The organism is Streptomyces sp. NPDC032198 (genome assembly GCF_040636975.1).
Classification (GTDB): Bacteria; Actinomycetota; Actinomycetes; order Streptomycetales; family Streptomycetaceae; genus Streptomyces.
Map to the genome: position 1 here is coordinate 383,236 of NZ_JBEZVL010000002.1, position 21,778 is coordinate 405,013.

A 21,778-nucleotide genomic window follows, 5' to 3' on the forward strand; every position below is an offset into this window, starting at 1 on the left:
ACAACCCTTAGGGGGACCCTGAGGGGTTTTCCCCAGGGCCCTCCCACGGTCCGGGTGCCGCGAGGGACCGGTTACTTTCCGAGCACGGCTCCGTAGGCCAGCGGGTTCAAAGAGGCGGGCAGGCCAAGGGAGTTCGGGGTGACGACCGAGCCGCCGGCCTTCGCGCCCGGCAGGTCCCAGACGCCGCCCGCTGCGGAGTTCTCGCCGGGCGCGGCGACGGACAGGTCCGGTACGCCGTCGCCGTTGTGGTCACCGAAGGCGAGGGCCGCCCCGAAGAGGTCGCCCGCCTGGGCGACGCCCAGGATGTCGGGGGAGTTCTGCTGGTAGGCGGCCGTGCCCGGGTTCGCCGCGCCCGCCGGGTCGAGCAGGCCCATCTCGCCGCCCTTCAGGACCGTGAAGCTGCCCGCCTTCGCCGCGCTGCCGATGGCCTCGCCGGGGGCGCCCGCGATCAGGTCGTCGTGGCCGTCGGCGTCGATGTCCGCCACGGAGAGCGCGTCACCGAAGCCGTCACCGGTCTCGGCGACGCCGGGCATGCCCGGGGTGTCCTGGTTGAACGTCTGCTGCTCCCAGCCGAAGCTGCCGTTCGGGCCGCCGAAGCGGATGTGGACGGCGCCGCCCTTGGCGAGCTCCTCCGGGCCGCAGGGGTCGGTGATGTTCTCGTCGGCGATCTCGCGGCAGTTGCCGAGGGCGAGGTCGTCGTAGCCGTCGCCGTCGAAGTCGCCGCCGGCCAGGGCGTTCGCGGCGCCGTTGGAGTTGTTCCAGAAGTTGGCCATGGAGCCCTCGTCCTTGTTCCAGCCGTAGAGGCGGAGGTGGGACTGGGTGTAGGGCTGGTTCTGCGTGTAGTAGCCGAGGGCGAGGTCGGGCAGCCCGTCGGTGTCGAAGTCGCCGGTGGCCATGACGGGGGCGCGACCGCCCATGCGGTCGGTCATGAGGGGCTGGGTGTCGGCGGCGAACGGGTTGAAGTTCGCGACGACCTTGTCCTTGCCGCCGATCGCGAGGTCGACGTCCGTGTCACCGGTGAAGTCGGCTGCGACGAGGGCGTTGCCGTACGCGTCCTTCGACGCGGCACCCCGGGCGGCGGTGTTGGCCAGGGCGAAGCCGTCCCCCGTCCCGTAGAGGACGGTGACGGAACCGGCGTCGGTCTTGGCGTCGATGTCCTCGCCGGGAGCGCCGATGACGAGGTCGGCGTACTGATCGCCGTCGACATGCGCGGCGACGACGGCTCCCCCGAACCGGTCTCCGGCCTCGGGCGTACCGGGCACCTCGACGGTGGCCTGAGTGATCCGTCGCACATCGTGCGGCCCCGGCCCGTACTTCCCCCCGAACACGACGCTCACGTACCCCGCCTTGGCCTCACCCCCGACACTGCCACTGGGCACACCGACGAAGAGGTCGTCGTATCCGTCCCCGTTGAAGTCACTGACGAGCGGAGCATCGGCGGCCCCGGGCGCGGCCCCGGCGGTCCCCGCGAGGGGAAGGGCAAGGCCGGTGGCGGCGAGGGCGGTGGCGGCGGCAAGGGCGAGGGTGCGGGGGCGCAGGGTCACGGGGACTCCAACTTATTGATGGTCTGGGGGCCGGGTCCGCATCGGGGGAAGGTGTGGACCCGGCAGTGGAGAAGGGGGTGCTGCGGGGCTAGTCCGCGAAGCCGACGCCCAGGCGGGGGGTGCCCGCGGACGAGATGCCGACCGTGGACGTGTAGACGCCGGACGTGCCCGCGAGGGAGCCGTCGGGCAGGGCGTCCAGGATGTACACCGCGCCGTTCAGGCCGTTCTCGCCCATCGCCCCGACCGCGACATCGCCCCGGCCGTCGGCGTTCAGGTCGTCGACGTGGACGTCGGACCCGAAGAAGTCGTTCTTCTCGTTGGCGTTGGGGACGCCGGGAGTGTCCTGGCTGTAGAGGGCCGACCCTGCCGTGGAGAGGCCCGAGCCGTCCGCCGCGCCGTAGATGACGGTGAGGGAACCCGCGTCGGTGACGCCGTTCAGGTCCTCGCCCGGAGAGCTGGCGACCAGGTCGAGGTGGCCGTCGCCGTTGATGTCCCCGAGGTCGAGTTCGGAGCCGAAGAAGTCGCCCTTCTCGCTGCCGCCGGGGATGCCCGCCGTGTCCTGGGTGAAGGCCTGGCTGTCGCCGTACGGGCCGTTCGCGTTGCCCTTCACCACGTACACGGTGCCGCCCTTGTTGGCGCCGTCGATGCCCTCGTCCCAGTCCAGGCCGATGATGACGTCGCCGTAGCCGTCGCTGTCCGTGTCGCCGACGTCGGTGATGATGCCGGCGGGCAGCCGCTGGACGCCGCTCGTGGTGACGCCGTTCGCGCTGCCGGGCAGCCAGAGGTTGGCGTTGTAGTCGTCGCCGGTGGAGTAGCCGTTGACGATCAGGTCGTCCTTGCCGTCGCCGTTGACGTCCCCGGAGTGCAGGTTGAAGGGGCCCGCGCCTTCGCCGCTGTGGATGGGGGGCAGGACCGTGTAGCGGCCGCCGGTGGCGCCGGAGCGGGAGATCCCGCCGTCGAGGACGTCGATGGTGGCGGCGCCCGACGCCGCGCCGACGGCGAGGTCGTCCTTGCCGTCGCCGTCGAAGTCACCCGCCTGGATCGGGCCGCCGAAGTTGTCGTGCTTGGTGGGGCGCGGGTCCTTGATCGTGGAACCGCCGGACAGGCCGCCGGGGGAGCCCCACAGGACCTGGACGGTGCCGCCGTCGGTGTCGCTGCCGACGTCCTCGCCGGGGGCGCCGACGGCGAGGTCGTCGTAGCCGTCGCCGTCGAAGTCGCCGTACGCGGTGTCGCCACCGAAGTAGTCACGCGTCTCGGCGGAGCCGGGCACGCCCGCGCTGTTCTGGCTGTAGGTGACGTGGCGCTGCTCGGCACCGCCGTACGTGACGACGACCTGGCCCGCCTTGTCCTTGCCGCCGACGTTGGCGTGCGGGGCGCTGGTGGCGAGGTCGGCCACGCCGTCGCCGTTGAAGTCGGCGTCGTCCGGCTGGGTGGCCGCGGCGGGCGCGGCGGTCGCCGTGGTGGCCGTGAGAGTGAGGAGTCCGCCCGTCAGCGCGGCGGCGGTGGCCGTTGCCGCCGCGAGGCGGCCGCGTCTGGATCGGGCGAGAGGGGAAGTGCGCTTGTGCTTGGGCATTCCGTCGGTCTCCTGCTGCATGCGGGGATGCCTGGCGGACATCCGCAGTCGATGGGGTGCCGGTGGGGCGCGTTCACCGGGTTTTGGCCCGGACATCACACCTTGTTGGCGAACGGGAGACTCGCGGCGCGGAGCAAGGGTTGTATGGGGGGCGGGTGTTGGGGGTGTGCGTACCAGAAATCACTGGCTTCGCCGAGTTCGTCCTCAAACGCCGGACGGGCTGGATCGCTCCAGCCCGCCCCGCGCCCACACGTCCTAGCGGCTCAGCACCGCCCCGTACCCGCTGGCCCCGGCCAGCCCCAGCTTCCCCGGCGTCACCGACGTCACCGCCGGGCTCGGTCCGTCCGTGGGGGTCGCGGCGTACCAGACGCCGCCCGACTTCGCGTCCTCGCCGGGCGCGCCCACGGCGAAGTCGGGGAGGCCGTCGCCGTTGTAGTCACCGGCGGTGACCGCCGCGCCGAGGCGGTCGCCCGCCTCCGCCGTGCCCGCCACACCCGCGGTGTTCTGGCTGAAGGCCGGCCCCGCGAGAGTCGTCCCCGCACCGGTCGAGGTGAGGAACCAGTACGAGCCCGCGTTCTTGGCGGTCCCGACCGCCTCCGAGTCCGCGCCCGCGATCAACTCCTCGCGCCCGTCCTGGTCGGAGTCGAGGGAGGCGAGATGCGCACCGAAGTTGTCCTCGGCCTCCGGGTCACCGCCGACCTGCGGACCGCTCTGCGTCGTGCACGAGGACGGGCCGCCGAGCGTGGTGCCCTTCTTGCCGTAGACCGTCGCGATGGCCCCGCCGAGACGCTCCTCGCAGTACGTGGTCTCCGACTCGGGGTTGGGCCGGACGTTGCCGATCGCCAGGTCCGTCGTGTTGTCACCGTCGAAGTCACCGGCGGCGAGCGCGGTGTCGGTGCTGTCGCCCGTGGACCACGTCGTCTTCCACTCGCCGCTCCCCGCTTCACGGCTCATCACACTCGTACCGCTGACCTCCATACCGGCGTAACTGAAGGCGAGGTCGTCCTTGCCGTCGTCGTCGAAGTCACCGGCGGCCATCGTGCGGGGCCCCGCGAAGTGCCAGCCCTCGACCCGGGACACGTCGGAGGGCGAGCCCGCCGTGAAGGGACCCGGCCGCATCACGATCGAACTGGACTCGTCGAAGTGGGAGTTGAGGGCGATGTCCTGGTCGCCGTCGTCGTCGAAGTCGCCGCTCGCCAGCACCGCACCGTAACTGCCGTCGCTGATCTGCCCGTTGGCCGCGGTGAAGCCGCCCTTGAAGCCGTTCGCCGCGCCCCACACGACGGCGACCGTACCGGCGGACAGGCCCGCGTCGGTGTCCTCGTCGGGCGCTCCGACGATCAGGTCGCTGTAACCGTCGCCGTTCATGTCGTTCGAGTCGACGGCCGTGCCGAACCCGTCGCCCGCCTCCGCGGTGCCGGGCACGCCCGCCGTGGACTGGCTGACCGTGGTCGAGCCGTGCTTGCCGAGGCCCGACTTGCCGCCCCAGACGACGTTCACGTAACCGGCCTTGGCCTTGCCGCCGACCGTCGCGCCGGGCACGCCGACCGCGAGGTCCGCGTAACCGTCGTTGTTGTAGTCGGCCGTCGGGTTGGCGGGCTCGACACCACGGTCGGCGGCGGACGCGCCGCCCGCGGTCAGGCCCGCGACACCGAGCACGGTCGCGGCGCAGATCGCGGTCGCCGCGAGCGCCTTGTTCCGCGCGAGTTTCCGGACGTGCTGAGGCATTGATGCCACTGGGATATCTCCAACTCACTGATGAGGTGTGTGGGGGTGATGTAACGCAAAGGCGCTCAGCGCAGTGTCGTGCCGAAGCTCGCCGCGCCGAGCCCGAAGTCCGAGCCGTTGAAGGAGGCCGCGTACGACGAGGTCAGGCCCGTCGACGTGCCGCGCAGGACCCACACGGCGCCGACGTCCACCGTCGAGCCGATGTCCTCGCCGACCGCGCCGGTGGCCAGGTCCGCCCTGCCGTTCCTGTTGATGTCCTTGAGGCGTACGGACGCGCCGAAGCTGTCGCCCGCCTCGGAGACCCCTGGCACGCCCGCGGTCTCCTGGTGCCAGGCCTTGCCCGAGGTGAACGTGCCCGCGGTGGACTTCAGGAGGGTCACGCTGCCGGAGCCGTCCACCGTGCCGACCTCCTCGCCGGGCGCGCCCACCGCGAGGTCGGCGAGACCGTCGCCGGTGACGTCACCCACGGCCACGGACGCGCCGAAGCCGTCGTCCGCCTCGTCGGCGCCGGGGATGCCCGCGCTCTCCTGGTCGTACGTCACCGCGGCGCCGAACTTCCGGTCGCCGCCGAACAGTACGGTGACCGAACCTCCCTTGCCGTCCCGGGAGTTGCCGGTGATCAGGTCGTCGTAGCCGTCGCCGTTGACGTCACCGGCGGTGGCCGCGTCGCGCGTGGCCGTCGGGTCGGCGCCCTCGCCGAGGACCTCGGCCTGGTAGCCGTAGTCGCCGGCGCCGCCGTTCATGTGCGCGGTCCAGGCGCCGCCGTCCGCGCGCTCGCCGTACAGGACGAAGCCGAAGCCGTCCTTGTACGTGAAGTTGCCCGCGACCATGCCGTCGAGGTGGGCGCCCTCGGGGATGAAGTCGACCTCCAGGCCGTACGCGCGGCCCTCGGCACCGGAGTAGTACCACCAGTTGTCGCCGCTGATCACGGCGAGCTGGGGCGAGCCGTCGTCGTCGAGGTCGGTCCACGCGGTGGCCTCGCCGTAGCGGCCCGCGGTGTCATCGGGGGCGTTCAGGACATGGCCGCCGGTGGTGAACGCGTTCTTGCCGCCCTTGATGACGGTGACGGAGCCGGAGGGCTTGCCCGCGACCTGCTCGCCGGGGGCTCCGACGATCAGGTCGGCGTAGCCGTCCCCGTCGGTGTCACCGCTGCTGACGTTCTCGCCGAACTCGTCCTCGGTCTCGGTGACTCCGGGCACCCCGGGCGTGTTCTGCGTGACGGTGACGGAACGTCCCCCGGAGACACCGGACGCCGAACCGAACGTCACGGTCACGGAGTTGGACCGGGACGTGCCGACCGCCAGGTCGCGGTAGCCGTCGCCGTTGTAGTCGTCCTTGAGCGTCGACGCGGCGCTCGCCGTGCCCGCGAGGGGCAGCGTCAGGCCTGCCCCGGCGAGGGCGGCGACACTCGCGGCGATGGCAAGGTTTCGTAGGCGCACGTGGGACTCCCGGGAGTGGGGGAAGGCTTCCGGGGGTGTGACAGGTGAGGCGTACGAATGGTTGTGCGACGGGGGTGTGAGGGTGGCCGCCGGGTGAACGCCGGGTTCTCAGGCGCCGTCCCCCAGAGCCGCGAACTCGGCGCTGGAGAAGGCCAGTTGCGGCTTGCGCGCGACCAGGTCGGTCTTCACCCCCGGGTAGATCCCGATGGTGTCCTCGCCGTCTCCCCGGTACGTGCGCAGGACCAGATCGGCCCGCTTGTCCCCGTCGAAGTCCGCGACGGCGAGGACCTGCGTGGTGCCCTTGGCCGAAGGGACCACGAGCGCGGAGGCGTTCCTGTCGAGCGCGCCCGTGCGCCCTCGGAAGACCCGCACCTCACCGGTGCCGCCGCCGTCCCCGCTGCTCCCGCCGCTCAGGATCAGCTCGCTCAGGCCGTCGCCGTCGAGGTCACCCGCGTCCACGGCGACGTTCTTGGACTCCATGGCGGCGCGAGCGGTGCCGGGCACGTCGTAGCGCAGGGCGACGCCCTTCGGGCCCGCGACGGCCGCGTCCGTCGCCTTGCCCTTGCCGAAGCGGCCGAACGCGATCTCCGTGCCCGCCGGGAAGAGCACGCCGGTCTCGGCGGGACCCTTCGGGCCGCCCAGGACGAGGGCGCTGGTGGCGGCGCCGGACGCGTTCGCGGCCTTGCGGACGAGGAGGTCGTCGTAACCGTCGCGGTCGACGTCCGTGGCCCTGCCGGTGACGAGGTCGTTGCCCGGCGCGGTCAGCGGCTTGCCCGCCGCACGCGGGGCGCCGGTCCGCTTGAACGGGCCGCGCAGGTAGGTGAGGCGGGCGCCGCTCGCGTGCAGGACGAGGTCGGTGGCGCCGTCCCCGTCGAAGTCCCCGCACACCGGCTGGTCGGACCAGTCGTTGCCGAAGCGGGACTTCGCGGGCACCTGCACCTTCACGGCCTTGCCGGTGAGACCCTTCGGCGAACCGAAGAGGATCTGCAGCGGCACGGGCGGCTGGCCGATGCCGTCGTACGGCGGATCGGTGGAGACCAGCAGATCGGTGAAGCCGTCCTCGTCGAGGTCGCAGGAGGCCTCCGACTCGAAGGCCGCGGGCAACTCACCCTTGGTCCGGGCCCCGTTGGCCCGCGCGCTGAGCAACTGCCGTGCCCCGGGCCGCAGTCCCTTCTCCGAGCCGTAGACGACGCCGATGCCCGCGTCGTCGCCGTGCCCGCTGTGCACCAGGTCGTCGAGTACGAGGTCGGGGGCGCCGTCACCGTTGAAGTCGTCGTCGACCTGGCTGCCCTTGCTGCCCTTGCCGCGGGGGACGGGCAGCTGGGCCGCGCCCTTGCCCGCCATGCTGACGGGGTCGTGCCGGGCGTCGCTCTTGCCCGCGCCGTCATCGCTCCCGCCGCACCCGGCGAGCAGCAGCGCGCAGCTCACGACGGCGGCCGTACCCACGAGACCACCGCGTCTGACACCACCGCGTCCGACGCCACGTATCCCGGCACTCCGCATGCCCATCACCCACCCCGACAGCCCCAACCGACAACAACCAGCACATGATGCTCCCCTCATGCTCACGCCATAAGGACGGCGGGGTGCCGTTTGCATCACAACAACGCGAGAGGCCGGCCCCGCCCCCAGGGGCGGAACCGGCCTCAATACCGCGTGGCCGTGCTTACTTCACCGGCTCGGGCTCCGGCTCGTCCGCGGTCTCGGACTCACCTGCGGGGTCCACCGGGGTCTTCACGGAGTCGAGCAGCAGCTGCGCGACGTCCACGACCTGGAGGGCTTCCTTCGCCGCACCGTCGTTCTTCTTGCCGTTGACGGAGTCGGTGAGCATCACCAGGCAGAACGGGCAGGCCGTCGACACGATGTCGGGGTTGAGGCTGAGCGCCTCGTCGACCCGCTCCGTGTTGATGCGCTTGCCGATCCGCTCCTCCATCCACATCCGCGCACCGCCGGCGCCGCAGCAGAAGCCACGCTCCTTGTGGCGGTGCATCTCCTGCTGGCGCAGGCCCGGGACGGCGGACATGATCTCGCGCGGCGGCGTGTAGATCTTGTTGTGCCGGCCCAGGTAGCACGGGTCGTGGTAGGTGATGAGGCCCTCGACGGGCGTCACCGGGATCAGCTTGCCCTCGTCGATGAGGTGCTGGAGCAGCTGCGTGTGGTGGATGACCTCGTAGTCGCCGCCGAGCTGCGGGTACTCGTTGCCGAGCGTGTTGAGGCAGTGCGGGCAGGTCGCGACGATCTTCTTCGCGGTCTTCGGCTTCTTGGTCGACTCGTCCTCGTCGTCCTCGCCGAACGCCATATTGAGCATGGCGACGTTCTCCTGGCCGAGCTGCTGGAACAGCGGCTCGTTGCCCAGACGGCGGGCGGAGTCACCGGTGCACTTCTCGTCGCCGCCCATGATCGCGAACTTGACGCCCGCCATGTTGAGGAGCTCCGCGAAGGCCTTGGTGGTCTTCTTGGCGCGGTCCTCCAGGGAGCCCGCGCAGCCGACCCAGTACAGGTACTCGACCTCGCTGAGGTCCTCGATGTCCTTGCCGACGACCGGCACCTCGAAGTCGAGCTCCTTGAGCCACTCCAGGCGCTGCTTCTTGGCGAGACCCCAGGGGTTGCCCTTCTTCTCCAGGTTCTTGAGCATCGTCCCGGCCTCGGACGGGAACGCGCTCTCGATCATCACCTGGTAGCGGCGCATGTCGACGATGTGGTCGATGTGCTCGATGTCCACCGGGCACTGCTCGACGCAGGCGCCACAGCTGGTGCAGGACCACAGGACGTCGGGGTCGATGACGCCGTTCTCCTCGGCGGTGCCGATGAGGGGGCGCTCGGCCTCGGCGATCGCGGCGGCGGGAACGTCCTTGAGCTGCTCCTCGGTCGCCTTCTCGTTGCCCTCCATGTCCTTGCCGCCACCGGCGAGAAGGTACGGGGCCTTGGCGTGCGCGTGGTCGCGCAGCGACATGATCAGGAGCTTCGGGGAGAGCGGCTTGCCGGTGTTCCAGGCGGGGCACTGCGACTGGCAGCGGCCGCACTCCGTACACGTACTGAAGTCGAGGAGGCCCTTCCAGGAGAACTGCTCGACCTGGCTGACGCCGAAGACGTCGTCCTCGCCCGGGTCCTCCCAGTCGATCGGCTTGCCGCCGGACGTCATCGGCTGGAGCTCGCCGAGCGCCACCGCGCCGTTCGCCTCGCGCTTGAAGAAGATGTTCGGGAAGGCGAGGAAGCGGTGCCAGGCGACACCCATGTTGGTGTTCAGGGCGACCACGATCATCCAGATGAACGAGGTGGCGATCTTCAGCCCGGCGAAGAAGTACGTGAGGTTCTGCAGGGTGGAGACGTCCATCCCCTCGAACCAGGAGACGAACGGGTACGAGATGAAGAACGAGGCCTCGTAGCCGTCCACGTGGTGCTGGGCGCCCTCAAGGGCGTGCAGCGTGAAGATGCAGACGCCGACGATGAGGATGACGGTCTCGACGAAGTACGCCTGGCCGGTCTTGGAGCCCGCGAAGCGGGACTTGCGCCCCGGCTTGCCGGGGCGGTTCAGCTGCCGGATGACGATCAGCGTGAGGATGCCGAGGACCGTCATCGTGCCGATGAACTCGACGAACATGTTGTACGGCGCCCACTCGCCGATGATCGGGAGCATCCAGTCGGCCTGGAAGAGCTGGCCGATGGCGTTCACGATCGTCAGCAGCAGCGAGAAGAAGCCCACCGCCACGAACCAGTGCGCGAAGCCGACGATGCCCCACTTGTTCATCCGCGTATGGCCGAGGAATTCCTTGACCACGGTGAGGGCGCGCTGCCAGGGGTTGTCGGTCCTGAGACCCGCGGGTACGGGCTGTCCGAGCCGTACGAACCGGTAGATCTGCACGATGGCACGGCCGAACAGCGCTACGCCGACCGCGATTAGGACCAGCGACACGATGATCGCGGCGAGTTGCATTAGGGGGCTCCTCGGGCCTGCGAGGCGAACTATTACTAAGCGGTAACTTATGCAGTCCGTCTGAGACTACCCACTTACTCAGCCGCACTGTAGCCAGCGAGGCGGTGATCTGCGTCGCTCAGGCAACCCTTGCCGTGTCAGCGCCCCCGAAGGCCAGGTTGCGCGTAAGGCCTGGATAAGAGTTGAGTGCCCTCGACTCAGCTCTGTTGACTCAAGCGAAGCGCTCATGCATCCTTGAGTCAGATCCACTCAAGAACCATCTGGAGGAATCGAAATGGCACGTGCGGTCGGCATCGACCTGGGCACGACTAACTCTGTCGTCAGCGTTCTTGAAGGCGGCGAGCCCACCGTCATCACCAACGCCGAGGGCGCCAGGACCACGCCGTCCGTCGTCGCCTTCGCGAAGAACGGCGAGGTGCTGGTCGGCGAGGTTGCGAAGCGCCAGGCGGTCACCAACGTCGACAGGACCATCCGTTCGGTCAAGCGCCACATGGGCACTGACTGGAAGGTGGACATCGACGACAAGGGGTTCAACCCCCAGCAGATCTCGGCGTTCATCCTGCAGAAGCTGAAGCGCGACGCGGAGTCGTACCTGGGCGAGAAGGTGGCCGACGCGGTCATCACCGTCCCGGCGTACTTCAACGACTCGGAGCGCCAGGCCACGAAGGAGGCCGGCGAGATCGCGGGCCTGAACGTCCTGCGCATCGTGAACGAGCCGACGGCCGCCGCTCTCGCGTACGGCCTCGACAAGGACGACCAGACGATCCTCGTCTTCGACCTCGGTGGCGGCACCTTCGACGTGTCCCTCCTGGAGATCGGCGACGGCGTCGTCGAGGTGAAGGCCACGAACGGCGACAACCACCTCGGTGGTGACGACTGGGACCAGCGCGTCGTCGACTACCTGGTCAAGCAGTTCAACAACGGCCACGGGGTGGACCTCTCCAAGGACAAGATGGCGCTCCAGCGCCTGCGCGAGGCGGCCGAGAAGGCCAAGATCGAGCTGTCCTCCTCCACGGAGACCTCGATCAACCTGCCCTACATCACGGCGTCCGCCGAGGGCCCGCTGCACCTGGACGAGAAGCTCACGCGCGCCCAGTTCCAGCAGCTCACGTCCGACCTCCTTGAGCGGTGCAAGAACCCGTTCAACAACGTCATCAAGGACGCGGGCATCCAGCTCTCCGAGATCGACCACGTCGTTCTCGTCGGTGGCTCGACCCGTATGCCCGCCGTCGCGGAGCTCGTCAAGGAGCTGACCGGCGGCCAGGACGCCAACAAGGGCGTGAACCCGGACGAGGTCGTCGCCATCGGCGCCGCGCTCCAGGCCGGTGTCCTCAAGGGCGAGGTCAAGGACGTCCTGCTCCTCGACGTCACCCCGCTGTCCCTCGGCATCGAGACCAAGGGAGGGATCATGACCAAGCTCATCGAGCGCAACACCACGATCCCGACCAAGCGCTCCGAGATCTTCACGACGGCCGAGGACAACCAGCCGTCCGTCCAGATCCAGGTCTACCAGGGCGAGCGCGAGATCGCGGCGTACAACAAGAAGCTCGGGATGTTCGAGCTCACCGGTCTGCCGCCGGCCCCGCGTGGCGTGCCGCAGATCGAGGTCGCCTTCGACATCGACGCCAACGGCATCATGCACGTGACGGCCAAGGACCTCGGCACCGGCAAGGAGCAGAAGATGACCGTCACCGGCGGCTCCTCGCTGCCGAAGGACGAGGTCGACCGCATGCGCCAGGAGGCCGAGCAGTACGCGGACGAGGACCACAAGCGCCGCGAGGCCGCCGAGTCCCGCAACCAGGGCGAGCAGCTCGTCTACCAGACGGAGAAGTTCCTCACGGACAACGCGGACAAGGTTCCGGGTGACGTGAAGACCGAGGTCGAGTCCGCCGTCGAAGAGCTGAAGGAGAAGCTCAAGGGCGAGGACACCGCCGAGATCCGCACGGCCACCGAGAAGGTCGCGGCCGTCTCGCAGAAGCTGGGCCAGGCCATGTACGCGGACGCTCAGGCCGCCGGCGGCGAGGGCGCTGCCCCCGGTGCCGAAGGTGCCGGCGGCGACGAGGGCCCGAACATGTCCAAGGACGACGACGTGGTCGACGCCGAGATCGTCGACGACGAGAAGCCCGGTGACACGAAGGGCGGCGCCGCATGACCGAGGAGACTCCGGGCTTCGGCGACAACGCCGAGAAGCCTGACGTCCCCTCCGGCGCCACCCCTGATGACGCGGCGCCGCAGGCCGCCGAGCCCTCCATCGAGGAGGGCCCGGCGGCCCCGGCCGGGGACGCAAGCAAGGCATCCGCCCAGTCGGGTCAGTCCGCTCAGTCCGCCCAGTCCACTCAGGACGTCGGTCTGATCGCGCAGCTCGACCAGGTGCGCACGGCGCTCGGCGAGCGCACGGCGGACCTCCAGCGACTGCAGGCGGAGTACCAGAACTACCGCCGCCGTGTGGAGCGGGACAAGGTCACGGTCAAGGAGATCGCCGCGGCGAACCTCCTGTCCGAGCTCCTCCCGACCCTCGACGACGTCGGCCGCGCCCGTGAACACGGCGAGCTGGTCGGCGGCTTCAAGTCCGTCGCGGAGGCCCTGGAGACGGTCGTCGCCAAGATGGGCCTGCAGCAGTTCGGCAAGGAGGGCGAGCCCTTCGACCCGACGATCCACGAGGCCCTGATGCACTCGTACGCACCGGACGTCACCGAGACGACCTGCGTCGCGATCCTGCAGCCGGGGTATCGCATCGGCGAGCGCACCATCCGCCCCGCGCGGGTGGCCGTGGCCGAACCGCAGCCGGGCGCGCAGACGGTCAAGGGCGAGTCCGAGACCGCTGCTTCCACGGACTCCGCCGACGCGGCGGAGGACAAGGAGACCGGTGGCCCGGACGAGGGCTGACATGACGGAGCTGTTGTGAAGCGAGAGGAGGGACGTCGGGGATGAGCACCAAGGACTTCATCGAGAAGGACTACTACAAGGTCCTCGGCGTCCCCAAGGACGCCACCGAAGCCGAGATCAAGAAGGCGTACCGGAAACTCGCACGCGAGAACCACCCGGACGCCAACAAGGGCAACGCGAAAGCGGAAGAGCGCTTCAAGGAGATCTCGGAGGCGAACGACGTCCTCGGGGACCCCAAGAAGCGCAAGGAGTACGACGAAGCGCGTGCTCTCTTCGGCAACGGCGGCTTCAGGGCCGGTCCCGGAGGCGCGGGCGGCGGCGGTTCGTTCAACTTCGACCTGGGCGACCTCTTCGGAGGCGGCGCCCCGGGCGGCGGTGGAGCGGGCGGCGCGGGCGGCGGCTTCGGGGGCGGTCTGGGTGACGTCTTCGGGGGCCTGTTCAACCGAGGCGGCACGGGCGCGGGCGGCGCGGGCACGCGTACGCAGCCCCGGCGGGGCCAGGACATCGAGTCCGAGGTCACGCTGAGCTTCACGGAGGCGGTGGACGGGGCCACGGTCCCGCTCCGGATGTCCTCCCAGGCTCCCTGCAAGGCCTGTTCCGGCACCGGCGACAAGAACGGCACACCGCGCGTGTGCCCGACCTGCGTCGGCACGGGCCAGGTCACGCGGGGAGGCGGCGGCGGTTTCTCCCTCACGGATCCCTGCGTGGACTGCAAGGGGCGTGGGCTCATCGCCCAGGACCCCTGCGAGGTCTGCAAGGGCTCGGGCCGGGCGAAGTCGTCGCGCACGATGCAGGTCCGCATCCCCGCGGGGGTGTCGGACGGCCAGCGCATCCGCCTGCGAGGCAAGGGCGGTCCCGGTGAACGGGGCGGTCCGGCAGGCGATCTGTACGTGGTCGTGCACGTCGACACCCACCCGGTCTTCGGCCGCAAGGGCGACAACCTGACGGTGACGGTGCCGGTGACGTTCGCCGAGGCGGCACTGGGCGGCGAGGTCAAGGTGCCCACGCTGGGCGGCCCTCCCGTCACGCTGAAACTGCCGCCGGGCACGCCCAACGGCCGTACGATGCGGGCGCGGGGCAAGGGCGCGGTCCGCAAGGACGGTTCACGGGGCGACCTGCTCGTGACGGTGGAGGTATCCGTACCGACGTCGTTGAGCGACCAGGCGAAGGAAGCCCTGGAGAGCTACCGCGAGGCGACTGCGGACGACGATCCGCGGGCAGAACTGTTCCAGGCCGCGAAGGGAGCATGAGATGGACGGCCGTCGTCGACAGTCCAATTTTGGGCGGGCGTACCAACTGACTGACGAGACGCCGGTCTACGTCATCTCGGTGGCCGCTCAGCTTTCGGGCCTCCACCCGCAGACCCTGCGCCAGTACGACCGCCTCGGTCTGGTCTCCCCGGACCGCACGGCGGGCCGTGGCCGGCGCTATTCCGCCCGCGACATCGAACTGCTGCGCACCGTCCAGCAATTGTCGCAGGAGGAGGGCATCAACCTCGCCGGCATCAAGCGCATCATCGAGCTGGAGAACCAGGTCGCCGCGCTGCAGGCGAGGGTGGTCGAGCTGTCCAGCGCGGTGGAGGGCGCGGCCGCCGCGATGCAGCAGCGCGAGGCGGCGGTCCACGCGTCGTACCGCCGCGACCTGGTTCCGTACCAGGACGTGCAGCAGGCGAGCGCCTTGGTGGTGTGGCGTCCGAAGAGGACGTCGGAGCAGTAATTTTTCGTGCGCCGTGCGCGCCGTCGGGGCCGGGAGGTGGGAACCTCCCGGCCCCGACGTGCGTTGGCGGTGACGACCTGAAGATTCTTTGCTTGTTTCATGCTGGGGAAGCGGGGGGCTCGCCATGACCATGGTGGGACTTTTCTGGATCGCCGAGGGCGATGTGTACGTGGGCGCGAAGCCGTCGGGCCTCGCGGCGGGGGCGCGGCTCACTCCGGAGGGAGTGGTGGCCCTGGGGGACAAGCAGGCGGGTCTGTGGCCCTGGGAGGACGTCCACGCCCTTTCGGTCGAGGACGCCCCCGTGAAGTCCCTGAAGCGCAACGTGGGCGTGCTGGTGGACCTGGCGCTGACGGTGGGCCTCGGCGGCGGCGACGAGGCGCCCACGATGACGCTGCGGGTCTCGGGCACCGAGGGCGACACGGACCTGACGGTCTACACGGCGGCGGCCACGGGCTACTCGCAGACGGAGTACGACCTCTCGCGCGCCCTCCTGGCCCGCCTCACGCAGGGTGCGGGCACACTGCTGACGACGCTGGCGGCGATGGCGGAATGGGGCAGACGCCACGAGGGCGGCACCCCGAAGACACCGGACCGCGAGGACCTGCTGCGCACCTGGACGGAGATCTGATGGACACCCCGCACGTGCCGCCGCCCGCCGAAACGGACCTGGCGTACCTGCGCCGCGCCGTGGAGCTGGCGAGGGAGGCCCTGGACGCGGGCGACGAGCCCTTCGGCTCGCTCCTGGTGTCGGCGGCCGGAAAGGTCCTCCGGGAGGACCACAACCGCGTCGCGGGCGGCGACCACACCCGCCACCCCGAGTTCGAACTGGCCCGCTGGTCGGCGGAGCACCTGACCCCCGAGGAGCGGGCGGGAGCGACGGTCTACACGTCGGGCGAGCACTGCCCCATGTGCGCGGCGGCTCACGCCTGGGTGGGCCTGGGCCGCATCGTGTACGCGGCCTCCTCCGCCCAACTGACCTCTTGGCTGACGGAGTTCAAAGCCCCACCCGCACCGGTCAACGCACTCCCGATCGCCGCGATCGCGCCCGGCGTACAGGTGGCGGGCCCGTCCCCCGAACTGACGGAAGAAATCAAGGAATTGCACCGCAGATCGCACACGGCCGACTGACCCGCGGCTCGGGCTCAGCCCTCCGTTTCCTCCGTGTCGAGAATTCCTGACCGGCCTATGAGATAGCCGAGTTGGGCCCGGCTCTCGCTGCCGAGGATTGCGGCGAGTTTGGCTATGTGGACGCGCGCGGTGCGGACATTCATGCCCAGGCGCGCGGAGATCTCGGAATCGGTCAGCCCCTCGGTAAGGAAAGTGGCGATGGCGCGTTGGCGGGTGGTGATGCCGTTTTCCGCCCGCTGGGGCGCCGACTGGGGCCACATGGGGGTGGCCAGGCGCCACAGCCGGTCGAAGGTGGTGGCGAGGTAGCCGACCACGGCGGGGTGGCGCAGTTCGAGGGCGCGGCTGCGGTCCTTGCTCGCGGGGATGAAGGCGACCTTGCGGTCGAAGACGAAGAGCCGCTCGGTGACCTCGTCGAGGGTGCGTACCTCGACATCCCCGTCGAGCTGTTCGAAGTGGGCCAGAGCAGGCAGTGAGTGACGCGTCGTGTGCTGGTAGAGCGTCCGCATCCGGCAGCCGCGGGTGAGCAGCGCCTGCTCACGCGGAAGGGTGGCTTCCAGGATGTCGGGAGGGCGGGCTCCGCCGGGCTGGATGGTGAGCACTTCCTGCGAAGCCGCCGCCTCGGCCCGGCTGACGGCTTCGTTGATGCGAGCGATACCCCTCAGCTCCGTGGTGGCGGAGGCTGCGGCCGGTTGCGTCTCCCGCAGAGCCCGGCAGTGCAGGCCGGAGCCCGCTTCACACGGCTCATCGGCCTCGTGGGCATGGGGTTCTGTCGTCACGTCGACTCATTCCATCGCCGAGTTCAGTGATCCTTGTCGAGGATTCCGGACTGGGCGATCAGATAGCCGAGTTGAGCTCGGCTTCCGCTGCCCAGGGCGGCGGCGATCTTAGCGATGTGGGCGCGGCAGGTGCGGACGTTCATGCCGAGTCGACGGGCGATCGCCTCGTCGACGTGGCCGTCGATGAGGAGCTTGGCAATGGTGCGCTGAACGCCCGTAATGCCGTTGTGAGCGGGGCTGTACGGGGTTTCTTCCCGCAGGGGAGTGGCCTGCTGCCAGAACTGGTCGAATACGGAGACGAGGTACTCGACGAGGCCCGGATGACGGAGTTCCAGGGCCACTTGCCGGTCGCGGCGCGCCGGGATGACGGCGGTCGACCGGTCGAAGATAATCATGCGGTCGATGAGTTCCTCGAGCGTCCTGACCTGGATCTGGCGAGGATCGAGCTGCTCCAGGTAGGCGAAGACGCCGGGTCCGTGGCGCACTGTGTGCTGGTACAGCGTCCGCATCCGTACGCCCCGGTCGAGGGGTTCTCGTACGCGGGCCAGGGACTGGGAGAGCATGTCGCCGCCACGCACACCGCCGGGCTGGATGGTGAGTATCTCGTCCTTGCATGCGGCTGTCGCCGCGTCCAGGGTGGAGTTGATACTCGCCAAACCTTCAAGGACCGTGATCGCGTGTGTGGCCACCGACGGTTGTGAACTGATGTTCATGAAAGGCTCAAACACATCGGTTAGTTCGATGCTGAGCTTTCTACGGTCCCTGATCTCGCGCTCGATGGGGTGGAGGCGCTGCGCGAGTATGGCCGACGGCGGTACGGGGCGAAGCCAATTCGCATCGTCCGGATCGGGGTGGAGCAACGCGAATTCCACCAAGCAGGGAGCCGGTTCGATCTCCGCCCGGGCGATGCGTCCAGCGCTCAGAGCGCTTGCGTAGAGACGCGCTCCCTCACCGCAGAGCTCGGTAATGGGGTGGGGATGTGTCGGTTTCGTGCTTGTTGTGAGCAATTCTCCACCCCCCAGGGTCCTGTACGTACAGGAACATGATGCATCGATCCTGTGGCCTCGACGTGCTGGATTAAGACATCGTCTTCATGGAGCCGGGGGATAGGACCTACCAAGTGAGGACGAAGCTGACGATGTTCACGAGAATGCTTCGCTCGGCGCTAGTCATGACCGTCGCCGCCGCGGCGTTCACCCTTGCAACCGCGGGTGACGTTTCCTGGGACTCCTCAGGAGGAGCCTCCGGAAAGGGCGTCGCCACGCAGGCCGCCAAGGGGGACGTCTCTTGGAATGTCCTGCCTGGCGCTGAGGGTGTCGCGTCATGAGCACTCCCCCCGACGACCGCACCTTCCGCCGAGAAATGGCCACCGCCTACCGCTCCGGTTGGCACTTCATCGATCTCGCCACCGCGATACCCCACGCCGGCGACTCGCTGATGGTCACGCTCCTCGGGGAGCCGGTGGTCGTCACCCGTGACGACGAGGAGGAGATCCGGGCCTACCGGTGCCTCCGCAAGCCGCGGGGCGCCCCACAGCCCGTGCGGTGTGCCATTCGGTACGGGATGGTCTTCGTCAATCTGGACCGGCGCGACCACCAGCTGGTCGGTGAGCCGGGGCAGCCCGGCGGCGGCCGCGAGCAGCAGGACCAGCAGAGTTCCACCACTACAAGAACCATTACAGCCACCCCCCGCAGCGCCTGACGCGATCCCCCGTCGTTGTACATCGCGCAGGTGCTTCCCCCAGCAGCGGCGCCACCGTGGACCTGAACACGGTGGCGTCGCTGTGGTGTGTGCGAGGGGGGAAGGCCGGCGCTGCGGGCCCGGAGGTCATGCCTCAAGCAGGGACCTCGTGCCCATCGCCCGCGTCAGCGTGATCTCGATCAGTACGCGGTCCGGATTCGGCCTCGGCACCCTCCCGTACCGCTCCTCGTAGCGCCGCATCGCCACCGCGATCGCGGCCTCCTCCGTACGGATGCGCGCGTGCCCCTCCAGCGTCGCCCAGCGCCGTCCCTCGACCTGGCAGACCGCCACCCGCGCCCCTGACCCCTCCCCGCCCGTCGCCGCGAGGACGTGGGCGACCTTCGCGCTCGACTTGTTTGCGAGGACGCGGGCCACACCCGCCTCCGGGTCGTACGTGACGCCGACGGGAACCACGTGCGGGGTGCCGTCGGGGCGCGGGGTCGTCAGCGTGCACAGATGCCGTTCACGCCAGAAGCTGAGATACGCCGGGGTCGGGTGGTGAGGGTCCATGGCCATGCATTGGAACCTAGCCGTTCTCCGGCCATCACCTTCCCTTGAGCGGAATAGACTCAACTTTATGTACGCTGTTTAAGTCAGGTGGGGTCGCGGAACCCGCCAGGGAGAACGCACGCACCCGTACGCGAGCCGTACGCCATACGCACCGCAAGGACGCAAGGAGGAGACGACGCACGTGGACGCCGAGCTGACCAACAGGAGCCGGGACGCGATCAACGCGGCCAGCAGTCGGGCCGTGCAGGAAGGGCATCCCGATCTGACCCCCGCGCATCTGCTGCTGGCACTGCTTGAGGGGCAGGACAACGAGAACATCACCGACCTGCTCGCCGCGGTCGAGGCCGACCAGGCCGCCGTCCGCGCCGACGCCGAGCGCGCCCTGAGCGCCCTGCCCAGCGTCACCGGGTCGACCGTCGCACCACCGCAGCCCAACCGCGACCTGCTCGCGGTCATCGCCGACGCCTCGCAGCGGGCGAAGGAGCTGGGCGATGATTACCTCTCCACCGAGCATCTGCTGATCGGCACCGCCGCCAAGGGCGGTCCCGCCGGAGAGGTCCTGAGCAAGCACGGGGCCACCGCCAAGAAGCTGCTCGACGCGTTCGAGACGGCAAGGGGAGGACGTCGGGTGACCACACCGGACCCGGAGGGCCAGTACAAGGCCCTGGAGAAGTTCGGCACCGACTTCACCGCCGCCGCCAGGGAAGGCAAGCTCGACCCCGTCATCGGCCGTGATCAGGAGATCCGGCGCGTGGTGCAGGTCCTCTCGCGGCGCACGAAGAACAACCCCGTGCTCATCGGCGAGCCCGGCGTCGGCAAGACCGCCGTCGTCGAAGGGCTCGCGCAGCGCATCGTGAAGGGCGACGTCCCCGAGTCGCTGAAGAACAAGCGGCTCGTCTCCCTCGACCTGGGGGCCATGGTCGCGGGCGCGAAGTACCGCGGCGAGTTCGAGGAGCGGCTCAAGACCGTCCTCTCCGAGATCAAGGAGAGCGACGGCCAGATCATCACGTTCATCGACGAGCTGCACACCGTCGTCGGCGCCGGCGCGGGCGGCGACTCCGCCATGGACGCCGGCAACATGCTCAAGCCCATGCTCGCCCGCGGTGAGCTGCGGATGGTAGGCGCCACCACCCTCGACGAGTACCGCGAGCGGATCGAGAAGGACCCCGCACTCGAACGGCGCTTCCAGCAGGTGCTCGTCGACGAGCCGAGCGTCGAGGACTCCATCGCGATCCTCCGCGGGCTCAAGGGGCGCTACGAGGCGCACCACAAGGTGCAGATCGCCGACAGCGCGCTCGTCGCCGCAGCCGCGCTCTCCGACCGGTACATCACCTCGCGCTTCCTGCCCGACAAGGCCATCGACCTCGTCGACGAGGCCGCGTCCCGGCTGCGGATGGAGATCGACTCCTCCCCCCTGGAGATCGACGAGCTCCAGCGCTCCGTCGACCGCCTGAAGATGGAGGAGCTGGCGCTCAGCAAGGAGACCGACCCGGCGAGCAAGGAGCGCCTCGAACGGCTGCGGCGCGACCTCGCCGACAAGGAGGAGGAGCTGCGCGGGCTCAACGCGCGCTGGGAGAAGGAGAAGCAGTCCCTCAACCGCGTCGGTGAGCTGAAGGAGAAGCTCGACGAGCTGCGCGGCCAGGCCGAGCGCGCCCAGCGCGACGGTGACTTCGACACCGCGAGCAAGCTGCTCTACGGCGAGATCCCCACCCTCGAACACGACCTGGAGGTCGCTTCCGAGGCCGAGGAAGAGGTGTCCAAGGACACCATGGTCAAGGAGGAGGTCGGCCCCGACGACATCGCCGACGTGGTCGGTGCCTGGACGGGCATCCCCGCCGGGCGGCTCCTCGAGGGCGAGACGCAGAAGCTGCTGCGCATGGAGGACGAGCTCGGCAAGCGGCTCGTCGGCCAGACCGAGGCCGTGCAGGCCGTGTCCGACGCCGTGCGGCGCACGCGCGCCGGGATCGCCGACCCCGACCGGCCCACTGGGTCCTTCCTCTTCCTCGGGCCGACCGGCGTCGGCAAGACCGAGCTGGCGAAGGCCCTCGCGGACTTCCTCTTCGACGACGAGCGCGCCATGGTCCGCATCGACATGAGCGAGTACGGCGAGAAGCACAGCGTGGCCAGGCTGGTCGGCGCCCCGCCCGGGTACGTCGGCTACGAGGAGGGCGGCCAGCTCACCGAGGCCGTGCGTCGGCGCCCGTACAGCGTCGTGCTCCTCGACGAGGTCGAGAAGGCGCACCCGGAAGTCTTCGACGTGCTGCTCCAGGTCCTCGACGACGGGCGGCTCACCGACGGGCAGGGCCGGACGGTGGACTTCCGCAACACCATCCTCGTCCTGACCTCGAACCTCGGCAGTCAGTACCTCGTCGAGCCGCTGACCTCCGAGGAGGAGAAGAAGCAGCAGGTCCTCGACGTCGTACGGGCCTCTTTCAAGCCGGAGTTCCTGAACCGGCTTGACGATCTCGTCGTCTTCTCGGCGCTCGGCAAGGACGAGCTGGCGCACATCGCCCAGCTGCAGATCGACCGCCTCGCCGCGAGGCTCGCCGAGCGGCGGCTCACGCTGGAGGTCTCCCCGGAGGCGCTGGCATGGCTGGCGGAGGAGGGCAACGACCCGGCGTACGGTGCGCGGCCCCTGCGGCGCCTCATCCAGACGTCCATCGGCGACCGGCTCGCCAAGGAGATCCTCTCGGGCGAGGTGAAGGACGGCGACACGGTCCGCGTGGACACGTTCGGCGACGGCCTGATCGTCGGTCCGGCCACGGCCGGGACGGCATAACCCGGTCACATCGGGGGCGGGGGTT

General features: G+C 69.6%; 18 protein-coding genes. 9 read left to right on the forward strand and 9 right to left on the reverse strand.

The genetic code is table 11. From position 1 onward, the window contains the following. Positions 1-71: 71 nt before the first annotated feature. The 6 genes from AB0E78_RS06930 to AB0E78_RS06955 all read right to left on the reverse strand — a co-directional run bounded on the left by AB0E78_RS06930 (position 72) and on the right by AB0E78_RS06955 (position 10,218). Positions 72-1,544, reverse strand: coding sequence for an FG-GAP repeat protein (locus AB0E78_RS06930; RefSeq protein ID WP_361829107.1), 1,473 nt, complete (start codon positions 1,542-1,544; stop codon positions 72-74). 88 nt (positions 1,545-1,632) lie between these two features. After that, the gene (locus tag AB0E78_RS06935) at positions 1,633-3,117 is read right to left on the reverse strand and encodes an FG-GAP repeat protein (protein ID WP_361829537.1); all 1,485 of its coding nucleotides are present in this window, start codon (positions 3,115-3,117) and stop codon (positions 1,633-1,635) included. A 255-nt stretch (positions 3,118-3,372) separates the two neighbouring features. Further along, positions 3,373-4,845, reverse strand: a complete 1,473-nt coding sequence (locus AB0E78_RS06940) for an FG-GAP repeat protein (protein WP_361829108.1) — start codon at positions 4,843-4,845, stop codon at positions 3,373-3,375. A gap of 65 nt (positions 4,846-4,910) precedes the next feature. Beyond that, positions 4,911-6,284: an FG-GAP repeat protein gene (locus AB0E78_RS06945; protein ID WP_361829110.1), complete on the reverse strand. Its 1,374-nt coding sequence runs from the start codon at positions 6,282-6,284 to the stop codon at positions 4,911-4,913. 108 nt (positions 6,285-6,392) lie between these two features. Further along, complete coding sequence (locus AB0E78_RS06950; protein ID WP_361829112.1) at positions 6,393-7,730, reverse strand: VCBS repeat-containing protein; 1,338 nt, start codon at positions 7,728-7,730, stop codon at positions 6,393-6,395. A 220-nt stretch (positions 7,731-7,950) separates the two neighbouring features. Then, positions 7,951-10,218 carry a (Fe-S)-binding protein gene (locus AB0E78_RS06955; RefSeq protein WP_361829114.1) on the reverse strand — a complete coding sequence of 756 codons (2,268 nt, stop codon included), beginning with the start codon at positions 10,216-10,218 and terminating at the stop codon, positions 7,951-7,953. Between the two features lie 274 nt (positions 10,219-10,492). Between AB0E78_RS06955 and dnaK the strand changes: the two genes are divergently transcribed. The 6 genes from dnaK to AB0E78_RS06985 all read left to right on the forward strand — a co-directional run bounded on the left by dnaK (position 10,493) and on the right by AB0E78_RS06985 (position 15,948). After that, entirely contained in the window at positions 10,493-12,370 is a 1,878-nt protein-coding gene (dnaK, locus tag AB0E78_RS06960; protein ID WP_361829115.1) for a molecular chaperone DnaK, read from the forward strand. After that, entirely contained in the window at positions 12,367-13,104 is a 738-nt protein-coding gene (grpE, locus tag AB0E78_RS06965) for a nucleotide exchange factor GrpE (RefSeq protein ID WP_361829117.1), read from the forward strand. The genes dnaK and grpE overlap by 4 nt, the downstream gene beginning before the upstream one ends. A gap of 41 nt (positions 13,105-13,145) precedes the next feature. Continuing rightward, positions 13,146-14,354: a molecular chaperone DnaJ gene (dnaJ, locus tag AB0E78_RS06970; RefSeq protein WP_361829119.1), complete on the forward strand. Its 1,209-nt coding sequence runs from the start codon at positions 13,146-13,148 to the stop codon at positions 14,352-14,354. 1 nt (position 14,355) lies between these two features. Further along, on the forward strand, positions 14,356-14,820 hold the full coding sequence (locus AB0E78_RS06975) for a helix-turn-helix domain-containing protein (RefSeq protein WP_361829121.1): 465 nt from the start codon (positions 14,356-14,358) through the stop codon (positions 14,818-14,820). A 124-nt stretch (positions 14,821-14,944) separates the two neighbouring features. Continuing rightward, entirely contained in the window at positions 14,945-15,448 is a 504-nt protein-coding gene (locus AB0E78_RS06980) for a hypothetical protein (RefSeq protein ID WP_361829122.1), read from the forward strand. Beyond that, the gene (locus tag AB0E78_RS06985) at positions 15,448-15,948 is read left to right on the forward strand and encodes a nucleoside deaminase (protein ID WP_361829124.1); all 501 of its coding nucleotides are present in this window, start codon (positions 15,448-15,450) and stop codon (positions 15,946-15,948) included. The genes AB0E78_RS06980 and AB0E78_RS06985 overlap by 1 nt, the downstream gene beginning before the upstream one ends. Positions 15,949-15,962: 14 nt before the next feature. On the opposite strand, the gene AB0E78_RS06990 is transcribed toward AB0E78_RS06985, so the two are convergent. Both AB0E78_RS06990 and AB0E78_RS06995 read right to left on the reverse strand, forming a co-directional pair. Beyond that, positions 15,963-16,724, reverse strand: a complete 762-nt coding sequence (locus AB0E78_RS06990; RefSeq protein WP_361829126.1) for a helix-turn-helix transcriptional regulator — start codon at positions 16,722-16,724, stop codon at positions 15,963-15,965. A 23-nt stretch (positions 16,725-16,747) separates the two neighbouring features. Further along, positions 16,748-17,731 (reverse strand): helix-turn-helix transcriptional regulator, encoded by a 984-nt coding sequence (locus AB0E78_RS06995; RefSeq protein WP_361829127.1) that lies wholly within the window; start codon positions 17,729-17,731, stop codon positions 16,748-16,750. Between the two features lie 113 nt (positions 17,732-17,844). Here AB0E78_RS06995 and AB0E78_RS07000 point away from each other — a divergent pair, with 113 nt between their 5' ends. Continuing rightward, complete coding sequence (locus AB0E78_RS07000; RefSeq protein ID WP_361829128.1) at positions 17,845-18,051, forward strand: hypothetical protein; 207 nt, start codon at positions 17,845-17,847, stop codon at positions 18,049-18,051. After that, positions 18,048-18,425 carry a hypothetical protein gene (locus AB0E78_RS07005; protein ID WP_361829129.1) on the forward strand — a complete coding sequence of 126 codons (378 nt, stop codon included), beginning with the start codon at positions 18,048-18,050 and terminating at the stop codon, positions 18,423-18,425. Before AB0E78_RS07000 ends, AB0E78_RS07005 begins: the two co-directional genes overlap by 4 nt. Positions 18,426-18,551: 126 nt before the next feature. Here the strand turns inward: AB0E78_RS07005 and AB0E78_RS07010 are convergent, their stop codons facing one another. After that, positions 18,552-18,980: a pyridoxamine 5'-phosphate oxidase family protein gene (locus tag AB0E78_RS07010; RefSeq protein WP_361829130.1), complete on the reverse strand. Its 429-nt coding sequence runs from the start codon at positions 18,978-18,980 to the stop codon at positions 18,552-18,554. A 175-nt stretch (positions 18,981-19,155) separates the two neighbouring features. Between AB0E78_RS07010 and clpB the strand changes: the two genes are divergently transcribed. Continuing rightward, on the forward strand, positions 19,156-21,753 hold the full coding sequence (clpB, locus tag AB0E78_RS07015; RefSeq protein WP_361829131.1) for an ATP-dependent chaperone ClpB: 2,598 nt from the start codon (positions 19,156-19,158) through the stop codon (positions 21,751-21,753). Positions 21,754-21,778: the final 25 nt, after the last annotated feature.